At 72.9% G+C, this 13,574-nt stretch carries 15 protein-coding genes; 3 read left to right on the forward strand and 12 right to left on the reverse strand.

Translation table 11 applies throughout. The features are described 5' to 3' along the window. Position 1 precedes the first annotated feature (1 nt). From KIT14_01790 to KIT14_01835, 10 genes are all read right to left on the reverse strand, one after another. Entirely contained in the window at positions 2 to 1,339 is a 1,338-nt protein-coding gene (locus KIT14_01790) for a hypothetical protein (protein ID MCW5889264.1), read from the reverse strand. Between the two features lie 123 nt (positions 1,340 to 1,462). Then, a complete protein-coding gene (locus KIT14_01795; GenBank protein ID MCW5889265.1) occupies positions 1,463 to 1,858 on the reverse strand; it encodes a nuclear transport factor 2 family protein in 396 nt (131 codons plus the stop codon). 112 nt (positions 1,859 to 1,970) lie between these two features. Further along, positions 1,971 to 2,381 carry a VOC family protein gene (locus KIT14_01800; protein MCW5889266.1) on the reverse strand — a complete coding sequence of 137 codons (411 nt, stop codon included), beginning with the start codon at positions 2,379 to 2,381 and terminating at the stop codon, positions 1,971 to 1,973. 313 nt (positions 2,382 to 2,694) lie between these two features. Further along, positions 2,695 to 2,976: a GIY-YIG nuclease family protein gene (locus KIT14_01805; protein ID MCW5889267.1), complete on the reverse strand. Its 282-nt coding sequence runs from the start codon at positions 2,974 to 2,976 to the stop codon at positions 2,695 to 2,697. Between the two features lie 297 nt (positions 2,977 to 3,273). Beyond that, on the reverse strand, positions 3,274 to 4,056 hold the full coding sequence (locus tag KIT14_01810) for a glutathione S-transferase (GenBank protein ID MCW5889268.1): 783 nt from the start codon (positions 4,054 to 4,056) through the stop codon (positions 3,274 to 3,276). A 72-nt stretch (positions 4,057 to 4,128) separates the two neighbouring features. Continuing rightward, positions 4,129 to 4,533, reverse strand: a complete 405-nt coding sequence (locus tag KIT14_01815) for a GFA family protein (protein MCW5889269.1) — start codon at positions 4,531 to 4,533, stop codon at positions 4,129 to 4,131. Further along, the gene (locus KIT14_01820; protein MCW5889270.1) at positions 4,530 to 5,357 is read right to left on the reverse strand and encodes a symmetrical bis(5'-nucleosyl)-tetraphosphatase; all 828 of its coding nucleotides are present in this window, start codon (positions 5,355 to 5,357) and stop codon (positions 4,530 to 4,532) included. Before KIT14_01820 ends, KIT14_01815 begins: the two co-directional genes overlap by 4 nt. Positions 5,358 to 5,387: 30 nt before the next feature. After that, positions 5,388 to 6,257 (reverse strand): glutathione S-transferase family protein, encoded by an 870-nt coding sequence (locus tag KIT14_01825; GenBank protein MCW5889271.1) that lies wholly within the window; start codon positions 6,255 to 6,257, stop codon positions 5,388 to 5,390. 237 nt (positions 6,258 to 6,494) lie between these two features. After that, positions 6,495 to 7,337: a helix-turn-helix transcriptional regulator gene (locus KIT14_01830; protein MCW5889272.1), complete on the reverse strand. Its 843-nt coding sequence runs from the start codon at positions 7,335 to 7,337 to the stop codon at positions 6,495 to 6,497. Between the two features lie 45 nt (positions 7,338 to 7,382). Then, positions 7,383 to 8,555 carry a methylated-DNA--[protein]-cysteine S-methyltransferase gene (locus KIT14_01835; protein ID MCW5889273.1) on the reverse strand — a complete coding sequence of 391 codons (1,173 nt, stop codon included), beginning with the start codon at positions 8,553 to 8,555 and terminating at the stop codon, positions 7,383 to 7,385. A gap of 94 nt (positions 8,556 to 8,649) precedes the next feature. Between KIT14_01835 and KIT14_01840 the strand changes: the two genes are divergently transcribed. The 3 genes from KIT14_01840 (at position 8,650) to KIT14_01850 (ending at position 12,086) form a co-directional block, all read left to right on the forward strand. Then, entirely contained in the window at positions 8,650 to 10,164 is a 1,515-nt protein-coding gene (locus tag KIT14_01840) for an AAA family ATPase (GenBank protein ID MCW5889274.1), read from the forward strand. Next, a complete protein-coding gene (locus tag KIT14_01845; protein ID MCW5889275.1) occupies positions 10,164 to 11,528 on the forward strand; it encodes an FAD-dependent oxidoreductase in 1,365 nt (454 codons plus the stop codon). Before KIT14_01840 ends, KIT14_01845 begins: the two co-directional genes overlap by 1 nt. 84 nt (positions 11,529 to 11,612) lie before the next feature. Continuing rightward, on the forward strand, positions 11,613 to 12,086 hold the full coding sequence (locus tag KIT14_01850; protein ID MCW5889276.1) for a ferritin-like domain-containing protein: 474 nt from the start codon (positions 11,613 to 11,615) through the stop codon (positions 12,084 to 12,086). Position 12,087: 1 nt separating this feature from the next. On the opposite strand, the gene KIT14_01855 is transcribed toward KIT14_01850, so the two are convergent. After that, positions 12,088 to 12,861, reverse strand: coding sequence for an SDR family oxidoreductase (locus tag KIT14_01855; GenBank protein MCW5889277.1), 774 nt, complete (start codon positions 12,859 to 12,861; stop codon positions 12,088 to 12,090). Next, positions 12,861 to 13,571, reverse strand: coding sequence for a DUF2950 family protein (locus tag KIT14_01860; protein MCW5889278.1), 711 nt, complete (start codon positions 13,569 to 13,571; stop codon positions 12,861 to 12,863). Before KIT14_01860 ends, KIT14_01855 begins: the two co-directional genes overlap by 1 nt. Positions 13,572 to 13,574: the final 3 nt, after the last annotated feature.

A 13,574-nucleotide genomic window follows, 5' to 3' on the forward strand; every position in this document is an offset into this window, starting at 1 on the left:
ATCACGGCGTCGTCGCGAGGTCCGTCTGCACCGCACCCACGAACGTCCGTAGACCGTTGCGACACGCGTCGGCGACGGCGGCTCCCTTGCGGCCGTTCACCTTGGCGAGCGTGCGCTTGGCGAGCGCCGCGGCACGCCGCGTGAGACGCACCTGCTTCTTCCCGCTCGCGACCACGGCCTTGCCGACGGTCGTACAGAGCCCCTTGACGCCTTTGGCGATGGGGCCCTTCAGCACGACGCCCTCGCAGCCGGCCACCGGCCGCAGGTCGCAGTGACAACGGGCCGCGGGGGCACCGATCTCGCCCGCGCACGGCGGCAAGGTGGTCGACGTCGTCGACGTGGTGCCCGTGGCCGGTACCGTCGTCGTCGTGGACGAAACCGGGATCGCCGTCGACGTCGTGGTCGTGCCTGCGACCGGGATCGTCGTCGTCGTTCCACCGCCGGGCACCGTGGTCGTCGTGGTCGATGTCGTGACGGTGGTGGTGGTGGACGTCGTGCTCTCCGCGATCTCCTCGTACTCGGCCCCCGTCAGGAAGATGTCGTTCGCGCCGCCGGCGCCGTCGGGCACGACGGCGCGGACGCCAGGCATGGGGTCGCCGTTGGCGTCGAGGACGTCCATCCCCTCGACGGTGAAGGTGTGCGAGTAGTCCGACACGCCCAGCACGGTCCATCCCTCGTGATACTGCGGATTCTCGATGCGGATGCGCGGGAAGAGATCGACGGTGACGGTCGCGGTCGCCCCCTCGTCGGGACAGCGGAAGTCGGGGAGTCTGATGACGCACACGCCCCCGGGATCGCACGTCTCGAACGGCCGCGGCGCTTCCACCTTCAGGGCCGGGTCGGACGACGACACGGCGTGGTCGCCGGTGAGACGGTAGCGGAGGTCGAGACCCGTCACCGGCGGCGTCAGGAACCCATGGCACGCGATGGGGAAGTGGATGGTTGCCCGCCCCCAGATCTGCGCGACCAGGTACCCTGGCACGTTGCGGTACTCGACTTGCGCCTTGGCTTTGAGCCGGACGTGGGTGGCGACGCCGACGTACGTCGAGGTCGCCACGAGCTCGCGATCGATCTCGACCCGCGCGCTGGCGCTCGCGCACAGGTAGTCGACCTGCCCGGTGAACGGCTGGCAGAGCCCGCCGCCGTGGCTGAAGGCGCCGAAATCGAAGGCGCGGCCGCCGTTCGGGAGCGCGGATCCGTGGGTGAGTCTCTCCGTGAACCCGCCGATCGACCTCGGGAACTGCGCCACGCCGTCGACCTCGGCGTAGATGCTGGCGGCGGATACGGAGGAGGTGCCGAGCAGGACGAGCAGGGTCGCGGACGCGAGGGACCGAAGCATGGCGGCCGACTATACGAGGCGCATCGCATGTGTCGCCACATCCTTGTCGATGGCGCACTCGCCATGCACCAAGCGCCGACGGCGAGCTCGGCCGTCGCAGCGGTCCGCCCGCCGGCACGCCGCTCACGGTTGGAAGGCACTCTGGTCGACGTAGACCCAGTAGCGCGCGATCCGTCCCTCGTCGTCGAGCTCGAAATGCGACGCGCCGACGATCTCGAGCCTGCGGCCGAGCGACCTGCTGGTCCCGCGGATCCGCCAGCCGATCGCCGCCCGCGGCGGCTCGATGACCGACCGCTCGATCGACCGGTGGTAGTCGGGCAGCTCGGCGAAGAGCCAGCGCTCGACGGCCCTCTCCGCCTCGCGATCCGGCCGATGCCCGCCGTTCATCCAACCTTCGACCGACGGCGCCATCGTACGATCGATCGCGGCGATGACGCCCTCGACACCGAGCTCGGCCAGCGCGTTTTCGGCTGCGTTGATGGCGTCGAGAGCGCGCTCGATGTCGTGCTTGTCGATCATGTCTCGTCACCTCGTCGGCCGGATTGGATCGCGGCCTCGGGTCATGGACGGAGGTTCCACCGTCGCCGTACCGAGGGGGGCTTCGCCGTCACGTGCCGGAAGCAGCGCGTCGTCAGGCGCTCCGGTTGGCGTCGCTCGGCTCCAGCAGGTCCCACAGGTTTCCGTAGAGGTCTTCGAACACCGCGACCACGCCATACGGCTCACGCTTCGGCTCGCGCACGAACACCACGCCGTTCGCCTTGTACCGCTCGTAGTCCCGCCAGAAGTCGTCGGTATAGAGGAAGAGGAACACTCGCCCGCCGGTCTGCGAGCCGACGCGCATCCTCTGCTCGTCGTCGGACGCCCTGGCGAGCAGGAGGCGGGTCTCGCTCGCCCCCGCAGGCGTCACGACCAGCCATCGCTTCGACTGCTCCGCGATCACCGTGTCTTCCGCCACGCTGAAGCCGAGCTTGCCGACGAAGAACGCAAGCGCGTCGTCGTAGTCGTCGACCACGAGTGAGACGAGGCCGATCCGTTGCGCGATCACGATCCGGCTCCCGACACGCCGGCGCCGAGCGGCCGGCGCCGAAGACCCGTCGGCGCGACGCCGCTCGGCCTCCACTCGCGCTCCAGCAGGCCCGGACGACGGTCGACGTCGGCCGGCCGCTCCGCAGTCGGCGGCAGCGCATCCGCCCCGCGCCTCAGGCTACCCCACAGCCCCTCGCGCCACACCTGCTCCGTCACCGTCCGCTCGATCCAATCGTCGGACCGCCCAACCGGCCAATGTGCTCCACGTCGCCGATTCGGCGACCACCAGCCGGAGCGGTTGCGAGGACCCGTCTCTCCGCTCAACGAGTTCATCCCTTGGACTTTGGCCATTGGTTGTAGCCGATGGCTGGATCATTCGAGCGGTGAGCTCTGATGAGCTCGACTTCCTTGCGGCCAACCTCGGCATCGGGCGCGGTCTCCGACTCCCAAAGGATATCGCGACGGATGCTGAAACTACGCCTCTGCTCAGGCGTAAAGTCCATCGCGATGAGCTTGCTGTTCGCACTCCCGAAGTAGTTGATGCTCCCCGTCAGATCCTTGCCGATGTATATCTTTCCGTTCGGGTATGTGATTCTGTAGACCACCTTCATCTGAGACCCGGCTCTCTTCACCTAGCGACTGTCGAGCCGCGCCGCCCGACGCCGGCCTTCGCGGCATCGCCGCCGGAGACAACGCCCGCGCCGGAACCCGCGGGACACCTCGGCCTTACCTGCACCCGCTCCGGTCCGCGTGGCGCCATGCCGACCCGCGAGCGGCCGGAACGCGACGCCGGCGGTTCCGTGCGGCCCGGAGCGGAGAAGCATCCTGGCTCGCATAGCCCCCGCACGCTTCCCCTGACAAGGGATTCGCCGCCCCGTCAGACGGCAGCACAGGTCCCGGCTTCGCCGTCACCTCGCGTCGCCCTTCGGAGCCCGCGGCAGCTCCGCCGACGTGCCGCGGTGCCGGCGATACATCTCGACCGCCCACTGCCCCGCCGGATGCCTGAGCACCTCCCCCCGGTAGTCCTCCAGATACGGCGGCAGCGCGACGCGCAGCGGGTACTGGATCTCCGGCGGCCGCAGCAGCACGCCGAGCAACGCCGCCGCCGTCAGGTCGGCGACGGTGAAGGTGTCGCCGACGAGATACGGGCGGCCCTGCCGCTCCTCCTCGATGCGTGCGAGCGCGGTGCGGACCGTGGCACGATCCGTCTCGAGGTCGGCGTCGGCGATGCCGTGACGGAAGCGATAGAAGGCCGGGAACACGCGCACCAGCGGGCGCAGCATGGCGTAGGCGGCGTCGGGCATGCCGGTCGTCAGCATGCGCAGGGCGACGTCGGGGTCGTTGCGGAAGAGGGGCGTCACGACGGCAGCGCGGATCGCGGGGCCGAGGCCCTCGTCGAAGAAGTCTTCGAGCGCCAGCGCGCGTGCGCGCGCGGCGGGATCGGACGGATGGAGCGGCGGCTCCGGCCAGCGTTCCTCGAGGGCGGCGATGATGCGGGTCGAGTCGGCGATCGCGCGACCGTCGAGGAACAGGATCGGGAGCTTGCCCTGGCCCGTCGCCCGCCACGCCTGGAGCAGGTAGTTGCGCGCCGGGGCGCGGCGGTGATGCGGGATGCGTTTCCAGTCGAGGGCCCATCGCACCTTCTCGTTGAAGTGCGAGAGCGGGATGTGCCAGAGCATCGGCGCGTCCATGCGTGTCGGCTCCCATGGGGGATCAGCCGATGCCAGGCGCCCGTCCGCGCCGGGCAGCGCAGCGATCCCGCGCTACGTCGGATCCTGGTCGAACACCACGGTTCCCGGCGGCAGCTGCACCCAGGCGTGGCGTCGCTTGTCGTAGACCGAGTCGCCGGGCGGCGGGAACGTCGGATCGCCGAACCCTCCGACCGCCACCGACACGCTGCCGGTCTCCCCTTCCTCGGTGTGGAAGAGGTTCGTGCCGCAGATCGGGCAGAAGCGGAAGCGGAACTTCGCTCCCTGGTCGCCCGCGCGCACGTACTCGGTGGCCGTGCCGCGCACCTCGTACGGCGCCGCGAAACCGGCGAGCGCCGCGAACACGCTGCCGGTCCGGCGCTGGCAGGCGAGACAGTGACACACGCCGACGCCGAGCGGCTCGCCGTGCACGTCGATGCTGAGCTGCCCGCAGCAGCAGGACGCCGTGCGCATGGTCATCGCCCCCGCCCGCCGCAGCGCGCGAACACCGGCTCGCCTTCCGCGTCGAGACGCACCGCGCACAGTCGCTGCCCCCAGACGCAGCCCGCGTCGATCGCCGTCACCCCGTTCTCGACGTGATAGCCGAGCGCCGCCCAGTGCCCGCACACCACCCGCGCTCCCTGCCACCGACGTCCCGGCATGCGAAACCAGGGCACCAGACCGGCGGGGGCTTCCGCGAGGCCGCCGTCGTACGCGAGGTCGAGGCGGCCGTCCGGCGTGCAGAAGCGGATGCGCGTGAGCGCGTTCACCGCGACGCGCATCCGATCCCAGCCGGTGAGCTCGTCCGACCAGCGATCCGGCTGGTCGCCGTACATGGCGCGGAAGAACGACACGATGCGCGCGTCGTCCTGCACCGCGGCCTCGATCTCCGCGGCGCACGCGCGCGCCGTCGCGAGGTCCCACTGCGGCGCGAGGCCGGCGTGCACCATCGTCAGGCCGAGGTCGGCGTCGTGATGCAGCAGCGGCCGGCGGCGCAGCCAACCCAGCAGCTCGTCGCGGTCGGGCGCGGCGAGGACGTCCTGGAACGTGTCCTTCTTCCCCGTGCGCGTGCCGGGCACGAAGGCGGCCGCGAGGAGGTGCAGATCGTGGTTGCCGAGCACCGTCACCGCCGCGTCGCCGAGGCCGCGCACGAGGCGCAGGACGTCGAGCGAGCGGGGGCCGCGGTTGACGAGATCGCCGGTGATCCAGACGCGGTCGCGCGACGGGTCGAACGCGATCTTCTCCAGCAGCTCCTCGAGCTCGTCGCAGCAGCCCTGGACGTCGCCGATGGCATGGACGGCCATGCCATCGGCGTATCACATTGGGCCCGTCGGTCAGACCTTCTCGATCCGGTATCCCGCGCGCGGGAAGTGCACCGCGACGTCGCCGACGATCGGATCGGTCCGCCGCAGCGTGATGGCGTCGTCGGTCCGGCGGACGAGACGTCCGCGCGTCGCCTCGGTCCCGTAGTCGTCCGCGTAGACCGCCACCTCCGGGCCGTCTCCGTCCGCCGGCGCCGCCTCGCGTGCGATCGCGAGGGCCTCCGCCGGCGTCATTGCCCGCACCTGCCCGGGCCCGAACGCCTCGATGCGCGCGAACCACGCGGCCAGCGCGCGGCGCTCCGAGATCGCCTCGGCCAGCGCCGGGTCCTGCCGCGCGAACCAGACGGGGTGGAAACAGGCGGCGTCGGCCAGCGTGAAGGCATCGCCGAGCAGGAACGGCCGCTCGCGCAGCATGTCGTCCAGGCGGTCGAACGAGAACACCGCCTGCCGGCGTCCCGACGGCGCCGTCGCGCGCCAGACCCGCTCGCCCAGGCCCGGCGACATCGAGGCCCGGTCCTCGAGAAACCCCGGCGGCAGCATCGGCATGATCGACACGATCACCGGCGCCACCACCTGCGGGACGAGCCGCCGATCGCCCCAGTCCTCGAGCAGCGCGCACAGCGCCCGCTGCTGCGGCGGGATGCACGCGGGCTCGGGGACGATCTCGTCGAGCGCGCGTGCGATGCGGGCGGTGTCGCAGTAGACCTCGGCGCCGACCTGGAGCACCGGCACGCGACGGTAGCCGCCCGTCAGCGCCACGAGATCGGGCTTCGGCATGATCTTCGGCTGCTCCACCTGGCGCCACGGGACGCCCTTCCAGGCGAGGATGCGCCGCACCTTCTCGGCGAAGAACGACTCGGGGTAGTCGTGCAGGATCAACACGTGGACCTCCTTTCGGTCGGAGGCCAGGATGGCGGCACGCCGCGGCGCGAGACTTGGCGAATCCTGCTCAGCGTCGCGCGCGTGCCGCGCGGCCCGTCACAGGGCGAAGCTCACGAGCAGGGGCTGCCGGGTCGGCGGGCCGTCGATGGCCCGCGGCACCGCGACGTCACCGACGAAGCCGACGGCAGAGAGGAACGTCGCGAAGAAGGACCGACGCCGCGTTGCACCCGCGACGGATCAGACCGCGCGCGCCAGCCGCTCTCCGAGCACGCGCCGGTCGCCCCGTGCCGCTCGGCGGAACATTCGCGGCGACACGCCGGCGGCGCGGTGGAACGTCCGCACGAAGTTCGAGAGGTCGCCGAAGCCGACGTCGAAGGCGACGTCGGTGATCGCGCCGGCGTCGTCGGCGAGGAGGCGCGCGGCGTGCCGCAGGCGGCAGCGGACGACGTACTGGTGCGGCGTCACACCCAGAACCGACGCGAACGTGCGCAGGAAATGGAACGGGCTGAGGCCGATCGCGCGCGCCGTGGTGTCGAGGTCGACGGGCCGGTGCGCGTGCGCGTCGAGCCACAGCGCGGCCTCGACGGCGCGGCGCCGATCGCGCGCCGACGGGTCGCCCGGTGCCTTCAGCCGGCCGCTCGCCAGGCCGACGAAGCGCGCCGCGAAGAGCATGCCCGCCTCGTCGACGCCCACGTTGCAGGCGCCGTCGGCCGCCGACTGCGCCAGCTCGCCCAGCACCATCAGCTCGGACACGGGCGGCACGTACGCCGTGCGCCAGGCGGCGCGGTCGTCGCCCATCGTGTCGACCAGCTCGGGCGCGAGCTGGACCGACAGGCAGGCGTCACCGGCGCCGTGCTCGTGCGTGCAGACGTACTCGTCGCCCGGGTGGCCGACCATGAGCGAGCCGGCGACGTGCTCGAACGCCCGCCCGTTGGTGCGACAGCCGAAGGTGCCGTCACGCACGTACGACACGGAGTGGAGCGGATGTCGCTCGACGTACGGCGTCTCGGTGCCGTCGTGGGTGCAACGATAGTCGACCACGCGGATCGGCCCGGCGTGCAGCACCGTCTGCGCGAGCATCGGGAGCACCGTAGACTGCCCGCACCGCGGGGGAAACCCCGGCCGCTAAGCCTTCGCCCGCGAGCGCTCGACCGCCCGCCACAGGTACCAGCTCGCCACCGTCCGATACGGCGCCCAGCGCGCCCCACGCCTGGCGACCGCCGCGCGGTCGGGCAGCTCGCGCTTGCGCGTGAGCAGGCCGACGCCCGTGCGGATGCCGAGGTCGTCGACCGGCAGCACGTCCGCGCGCCCCAGGCGGAACATGAGCAGCATCTCGACGGTCCACCGGCCGATGCCGCGCACGGCCGTGAGCCGCTCGATCAGTGCGTCGTCGCCGAGGCGATGCGCCTCGGCGAGCGTCGGTATCTCGCCCGCTTTCTGGCGCTGCGCGAGGTCACGCAGGGCCAGGATCTTCGGCCGCGACAGCCCCGCCCCCCGCAGCTTCTCGTCCGGCGCACGCAGGACGTTCTCCGGCGTCGGTCCCTCGTGCGCGCGGGGGAAGAGCGCGCAGACGCGGCCGTAGATCGTCGCCGCGGCCTTGCCGCTGAGCTGCTGGTAGACGATCGCCTCGGCGAGCGCCGCATAGATGCTCGGGGTGCGCTTCAGCTCCAGACGATACGGGCCGACCGCGTCGACGACGCGCGCCAGCGCCGGGTCGACGCCGCGCAGGTGCTCCACGGCGACGCGCGGATCGTAGCCGTAGCGGCCGTCGCCGTCGAACAGCGCCGCCTGCGCCGGTGCGCCCTCGATCGCCAGCATACGGAGCTTGGTCGACACGCCGCCGTTCGCCGAGAAGCCGCCCGTGCGACCGCCGGCGGCGAGCACGCGGTGGCACGGGACGACGATCGCGAACGGGTTGCGCCCGAGCGCCTGGCCCACGGCGCGTGCCGAGCCGGGCGCACCGAGCGCCGTCGCGATCTCGCCGTAGGTGCGCGTCGCCCCCGGCGGGATGCGGCGCGCCGCCTCGTACACGCGACGGTGGAACTCGGGCACCGCCGACATGTCGAGCCCGAGGTGGGCGAGGTCCGTGCCCTCGCCGCGCAGCAGGGCGACGATGGCGGCGATCGCCTCCTGCACCTCGGGCGGCGGCGGAGCCTCCGTCGCCGCGAAGCGCCGCGCCAGGCGTGCACGCGTCGCGCCGTCGCCGGTCTCGGGCAGCTGGACGCCGACGATGCCGCGCTCGCCCCAGGCGATGCCGCAGCGGCCGATGGCCGTCTCGAAAAGCGCGAATCCCGTCATGAGCACGGGTGAGTGTAGCATCGTCCCGTCCGGCCGACTTGGCGAATCCTGCTGCCGGGGGCCGGGCAAAGCTGATACGGGTTGCACCCGGGCCATGGCGGAGCACGACGACCTGAGCGCCCTCCTCGACGCGCTGCCTCCCGACGTGGCGGCGGCGGTGCGGGCCCGCGGCGGCAACGACGACCTGCTCGAGGTCGTCGTCGACCTCGGACGACGCCCCGAGGCCCGCTACCCGGGCCGCGAGGTCGAGCTGGCGGAGCGCGAGGTGCGGCGCGAGGACATCGATGCGGTCGTCGCGCGCGTCGGCGAGTTCGGCGCCGACAACCGCGCCGGCATTCCGCGCACGCTGCACCGCATCTCCTGCATGCGGAACCGCAAGGGCCACATCGTCGGCCTCACCTGCCGCGTCGGCCGGGCGGTCCACGGGACGATCCGCATCATCGAGGACCTCGTCGCCGAGCAGCACAGCGTCCTGCTGCTCGGGCGGCCCGGCGTCGGCAAGACGACGCTGCTGCGCGAGGTCGCACGCTTCCTCGCCGACGAACGCCAGCGCCGCGTGGTCGTCGTCGACACCTCGAACGAGATCGCCGGCGACGGCGACATCCCGCATCCCGGCATCGGCCGCGCCCGCCGCATGCAGGTGCCGACGCCGGCCCTCCAACACCACGTCATGATCGAGGCGGTCGAGAACCACATGCCCGAGGTCATCGTCATCGACGAGATCGGCACCGACCTCGAGGCGGCCGCCGCGCGCACCATCGCCGAGCGCGGCGTGCAGCTGGTCGCCACCGCGCACGGCACGACGCTCGACAACCTCGTACAGAATCCGACCCTCGCCGACCTCGTCGGCGGCGTGCAGTCGGTGACGCTCGGCGACGAGGAGGCCCACCGCCGCGGCACGCAGAAGACGATCCTCGAGCGCAAGGCGCCGCCGACGTTCGACGTGCTGGTCGAGATCCAGACGTTCGACCGCGTCGCCGTGCACCGCGACGTCGGCGCGGTGGTCGACGCGCTCTTGCGCGGGCGCCCGATCATGCCGGAGGTGCGCAGCCTCGACGGCGACGGCGGGCTGCGCGCCGAAACGCCGCCCGCACCGCCGGTCGCCCCGGAGCCGCGCAAGGGCCGGCCGCGGCCGCGCGCCGACAAGCTGCGCATCTACCCCTTCGGCGTCTCGCGCCAGAAGCTCGGCCACGCGCTCCGCCAGTCCGGCATACGCGGCGACGTGGTCGACGACCTCGACGAGGCCACCGACGTCCTCACCCTGCGCCCGTTCGAGCGCCGCCGCCCGCAGACGCTGCGCGACGCCTCCGCCCGCGGCCTGCCGATCCACGTCGTGAAGAGCAACACCGTCTCGCAGCTCGAGCACGCGCTCCTCCAGATGCGCAACGGCCCGGCGCGCGACGACGACCGCCTCGGCGCCGCCATGCGCGAGGCCGAGGACGCCATCGCGCAGGTCCTCGTCTCCGAAACGCCCGTCGATCTGAGCCCGCAGGAGTCGAAGGTGCGGCGCCTGCAGCATCAGCTCGCCGAGCAGCGCCATCTCGTCTCGCGCAGCCTCGGCAAGGAGCCGCTGCGCTGGGTGCGGATCCTGCCGGCGGCCGACTTCTGATGGCGTCGCACGACGTCGACGTCTGCGTCGTCGGTGCGGGCTACGCCGGCCTGACGGCGGCGCTGCGCCTCTCCCAGGCCGGCATGCGCGTGACGGTGCTCGAAGCCCGCGACCGGCCCGGCGGCCGCGTGTGGACCGGGACGCTCGCCGACGGGACGCCGATCGACCGCGGCGGCGCGTGGCTCGGCGTCGGGCAGGACCGGCTCTACGCGCTCGCCGAGGAGATGGGCGTCGGCACGTACCCGACGTGGACGGCGGGCGAGAACGTCGTCGTCATCGACGGCACGGCGCACCGGCATCGCGGGCAGATCCCGAAGCCGCTCGGCCTCTTCACGCTGATCAGCCTCGGCGTCGCGATGGCGCGCCTCGACCGCATGGCGAAACGCGTCCCGCTCGACGCGCCGTGGACCGCGCCCGGCGCCCGCGCCATCGACGCCCGCTCGGCGGCGAGCTGGGTCGATTCGCCGTGGAACGTCTGGTCGTCGCGGGCGCGCGCGCTGCTGCGCATGACCGTCACGTCGGACGTCTTCGCCTGGGACCCGGCGGGCGCGTCGCTGCTGCACCTGCTGTTCCATCTCCACTCGGCCGGCGGCTGGGCGCGCCAGACCGGCATCGCCGACGGCGCGCAGCGCGACCGCCTCGTCGGCGGCGCGCAGGCCGTCGCCGATCGCGTCGTCGCGCGGCTCGGCGACGCCGTCCGCTTCGACGCGCCGGTCCGCCGCATTCGACGGGACGCGGACGGCGTCGAGGTCGTCGCCGACGGCGGCGTGACGGTGCGGGCGGCGCGCGCGGTCGTCGCGATTCCGCCGGTGCTCGCGAGCGAGATCGACTGGCAGCCCGCGCTGCCGGCCGAGCACGCCGAGCTGCGCCGCCGCCTGCCGGCCGGCACGACGATCAAGTTCGGCGTCGTCTACGACGAGCCGTTCTGGCGCCACGACGGCCTCAACGGCCAGTCGCTCGACGTGTCCTCGCCGCTGCCCTTCTCGATCGACGCCTGCGGCGCGACCCCGCCGCCCGGCATCCTCAACGTCTTCGCGTCGGGCCCGCAGGCGCCACGGCTCGCCGCGCTCGACGCCGCGGCGCGCCGCCGCTTCGTGGTCGCGCAGCTCGTCACCCGCTTCGGCCCCAAGGCGGCGCAGGTGCGGGACTGGGTCGAGCAGGACTGGTCGTCGGAGACGTGGACCCGCGGCTGCTTCATGTCGCACTGGGAGCCGGGCCTCATGACGACGCTCGGCGCGCGCCTGCGCGAGCCGGTCGGCCGCGTGCATTGGGCGGGCACGGAGACGTCGCCGGTGATGAACGGCTTCATCGACGGCGCGGTGCGGTCGGGCGAGCGGGTGGCGGCGGAGGTGCTGGCCGCGTGATCGCTTCCTCGGGCTCCCAGCCCGTTCGATGACGTCCATCGGGACCGCGGCGACACGGAACGACCGGCCGGCGCAGTGAGGCGCATGACCCCACCCACCGACTTCTTCGCCGCCGTCGCGGCGATCGGCGCGATCGAGACCCTCGACGTCGACGCCATGCGGCTCCTCTATCGCATCGAGATGTCGGGCGAGGAGTTCTACTTCGGCATCGCCGATCGCATCGGCGACGCGCAGGCCGCCGAGCTCCTGCGGCGCAACGGGCGCGAGGAGCGCGGGCACGCGGAGCGGCTGCGGAAGGCGATCGCTCTGAAGCTCGGGCGGCCCTTCGAGCCCGAGGCAGCCGACCGAGCGCCCCTCGCCATCCCGCTGCCCGACGAGATACCGGGCTCGCTGCTCGGGCTCATCGTGCAGGGCGAGCTCGACGGCGACGTCGGCTACCAGCGCTGGGCCGACCGCGAGGCCGACCCGGAGGTGCAGAAGCTGCTGCGCCAGAACGGGCGCGAGGAGACGCGGCACGGCGAGCGCGTGCGCGAGGTCATCGCGCTGCTCGGGGCCTGAATCAGCGGCGGTGCGCGGGCGCGCCGGCCGGCGCGCCGATCGTCCCGCCGTCGACGACCAGCTCGCTGGCCGTCACGTTGCGCGCGTCGTCCGACGCGAGGAACAGCGCGGCGCGGGCGACGTCCTCGGCCTCACCGAGGTGCCCGAGCGGGATGTGCTGCACGATGCTGGCCTCGAGTGCCGTCCGCGCGTCGGCCTCGGGTGCGATGCGACCCCAGATCGGCGTGCGCGTCGCACCGGGCACCACGACGTTGACGCGGATGCCGCGCGGCGCCAGCTCCGAGGCGAGGCAGCGCGCCATGGCGCGTACGCCCGCCTTGCTCGCGGCGTACGCGGAGTAGCCCGGCACGCCGAGCACCTCGTGCACGGAGCCGTTCAGGATGAGCGATCCGCCGTCGCGCAGATGCGGCAGCGCCGCCTGAAGCGTGAAGAAGACGCCGGTGACGTTCGTACGCAGCACCGCTTCGAAGGCGGCCGGGTCGGTGCCGCCGAGCGGCGTGTCGCCGGCGATGCCGGCGTTGGCGAACACGACGTCGAGCCCGCCGAGCGCCGCGGCGGCTTCGTCGACCGCGAGCCGCGTCGCCTCGAAGTCCTGCACGTCGGCGACGAAGGCGTGGGACCCGGCGCCGATCGTCTTCACGGCCGCGGCCAGCGTGTCGCGGTTGCGTCCGGTGATGGCGATGCGCGCGCCCTCGGCGACGAAGAGCTGCGCCGTAGCGAGCCCGATGCCGCTGTTGCCGCCCGTGATGAATGCCGTCTTGCCCGAGAGTCGCATCAGTTCGCCTCCACTACGCGCCACGTGTCGTCCGCTGTCCAGCTGGTGATGCCGCGCGGGCCGTTCGGGCCGAGGTCCTTCTCGCGCACGAGGCCGTCGGGACCGACGAGGAAGCTCTGCACGCCGGTGACGCGGTACTCGGCCGGCCAGGCGAGCAGCGCGCGGCCGCCGCCGCGGGCCGTCAGCTGCTCGAAGTAGTAGCCGTGCAGCGGGCGCGCCGGGTCGATCCCCGCGTGCGCGGCCGGGTCGTGCGTCCAGGCACGGCACCTGCCGATGGCGCCCAGCTCGTTCTCGCCGGCGCGCCGGCGCAGCACCTCGGCGGCGCCGGCCTCGGGATCGAACTGCCAGCGGTCGCCGCGCTCGACGAGCGGAACCGGGAACGCGAAGTCGTCGCTGCCGACGACGAGCACGAGGCGCCGGTCGCCCCACGGGTCGAGGCGCGTCATCGCGTCGGCGGCCTGCACGAAGCGGCGGCAGTGGTCGGCGTCGGCGGCCTGGTCGCCGGAGAGGACGAGGTCGCGTTCGCCGAAGATCGCCTCGACGCGCGCGACGTCGTCGGCACGGCAGGCGTCGACGAGCGCGGAGACGGCGTCGCGCGGGGTGGCGAAGGTCATCGGGCCGGGCGGCGTCTGCGGGACGCGCGGCGGCGTGTGCGCGCAGGCCGTGAGCAACATCGTCGCGGCGAGCGTCGTCGTGATCGAGCGCGACATGGT

This window comes from bacterium, assembly GCA_026129405.1.
Taxonomy (GTDB): domain Bacteria; phylum Desulfobacterota; class Binatia; order DP-6; family DP-6; genus JAHCID01.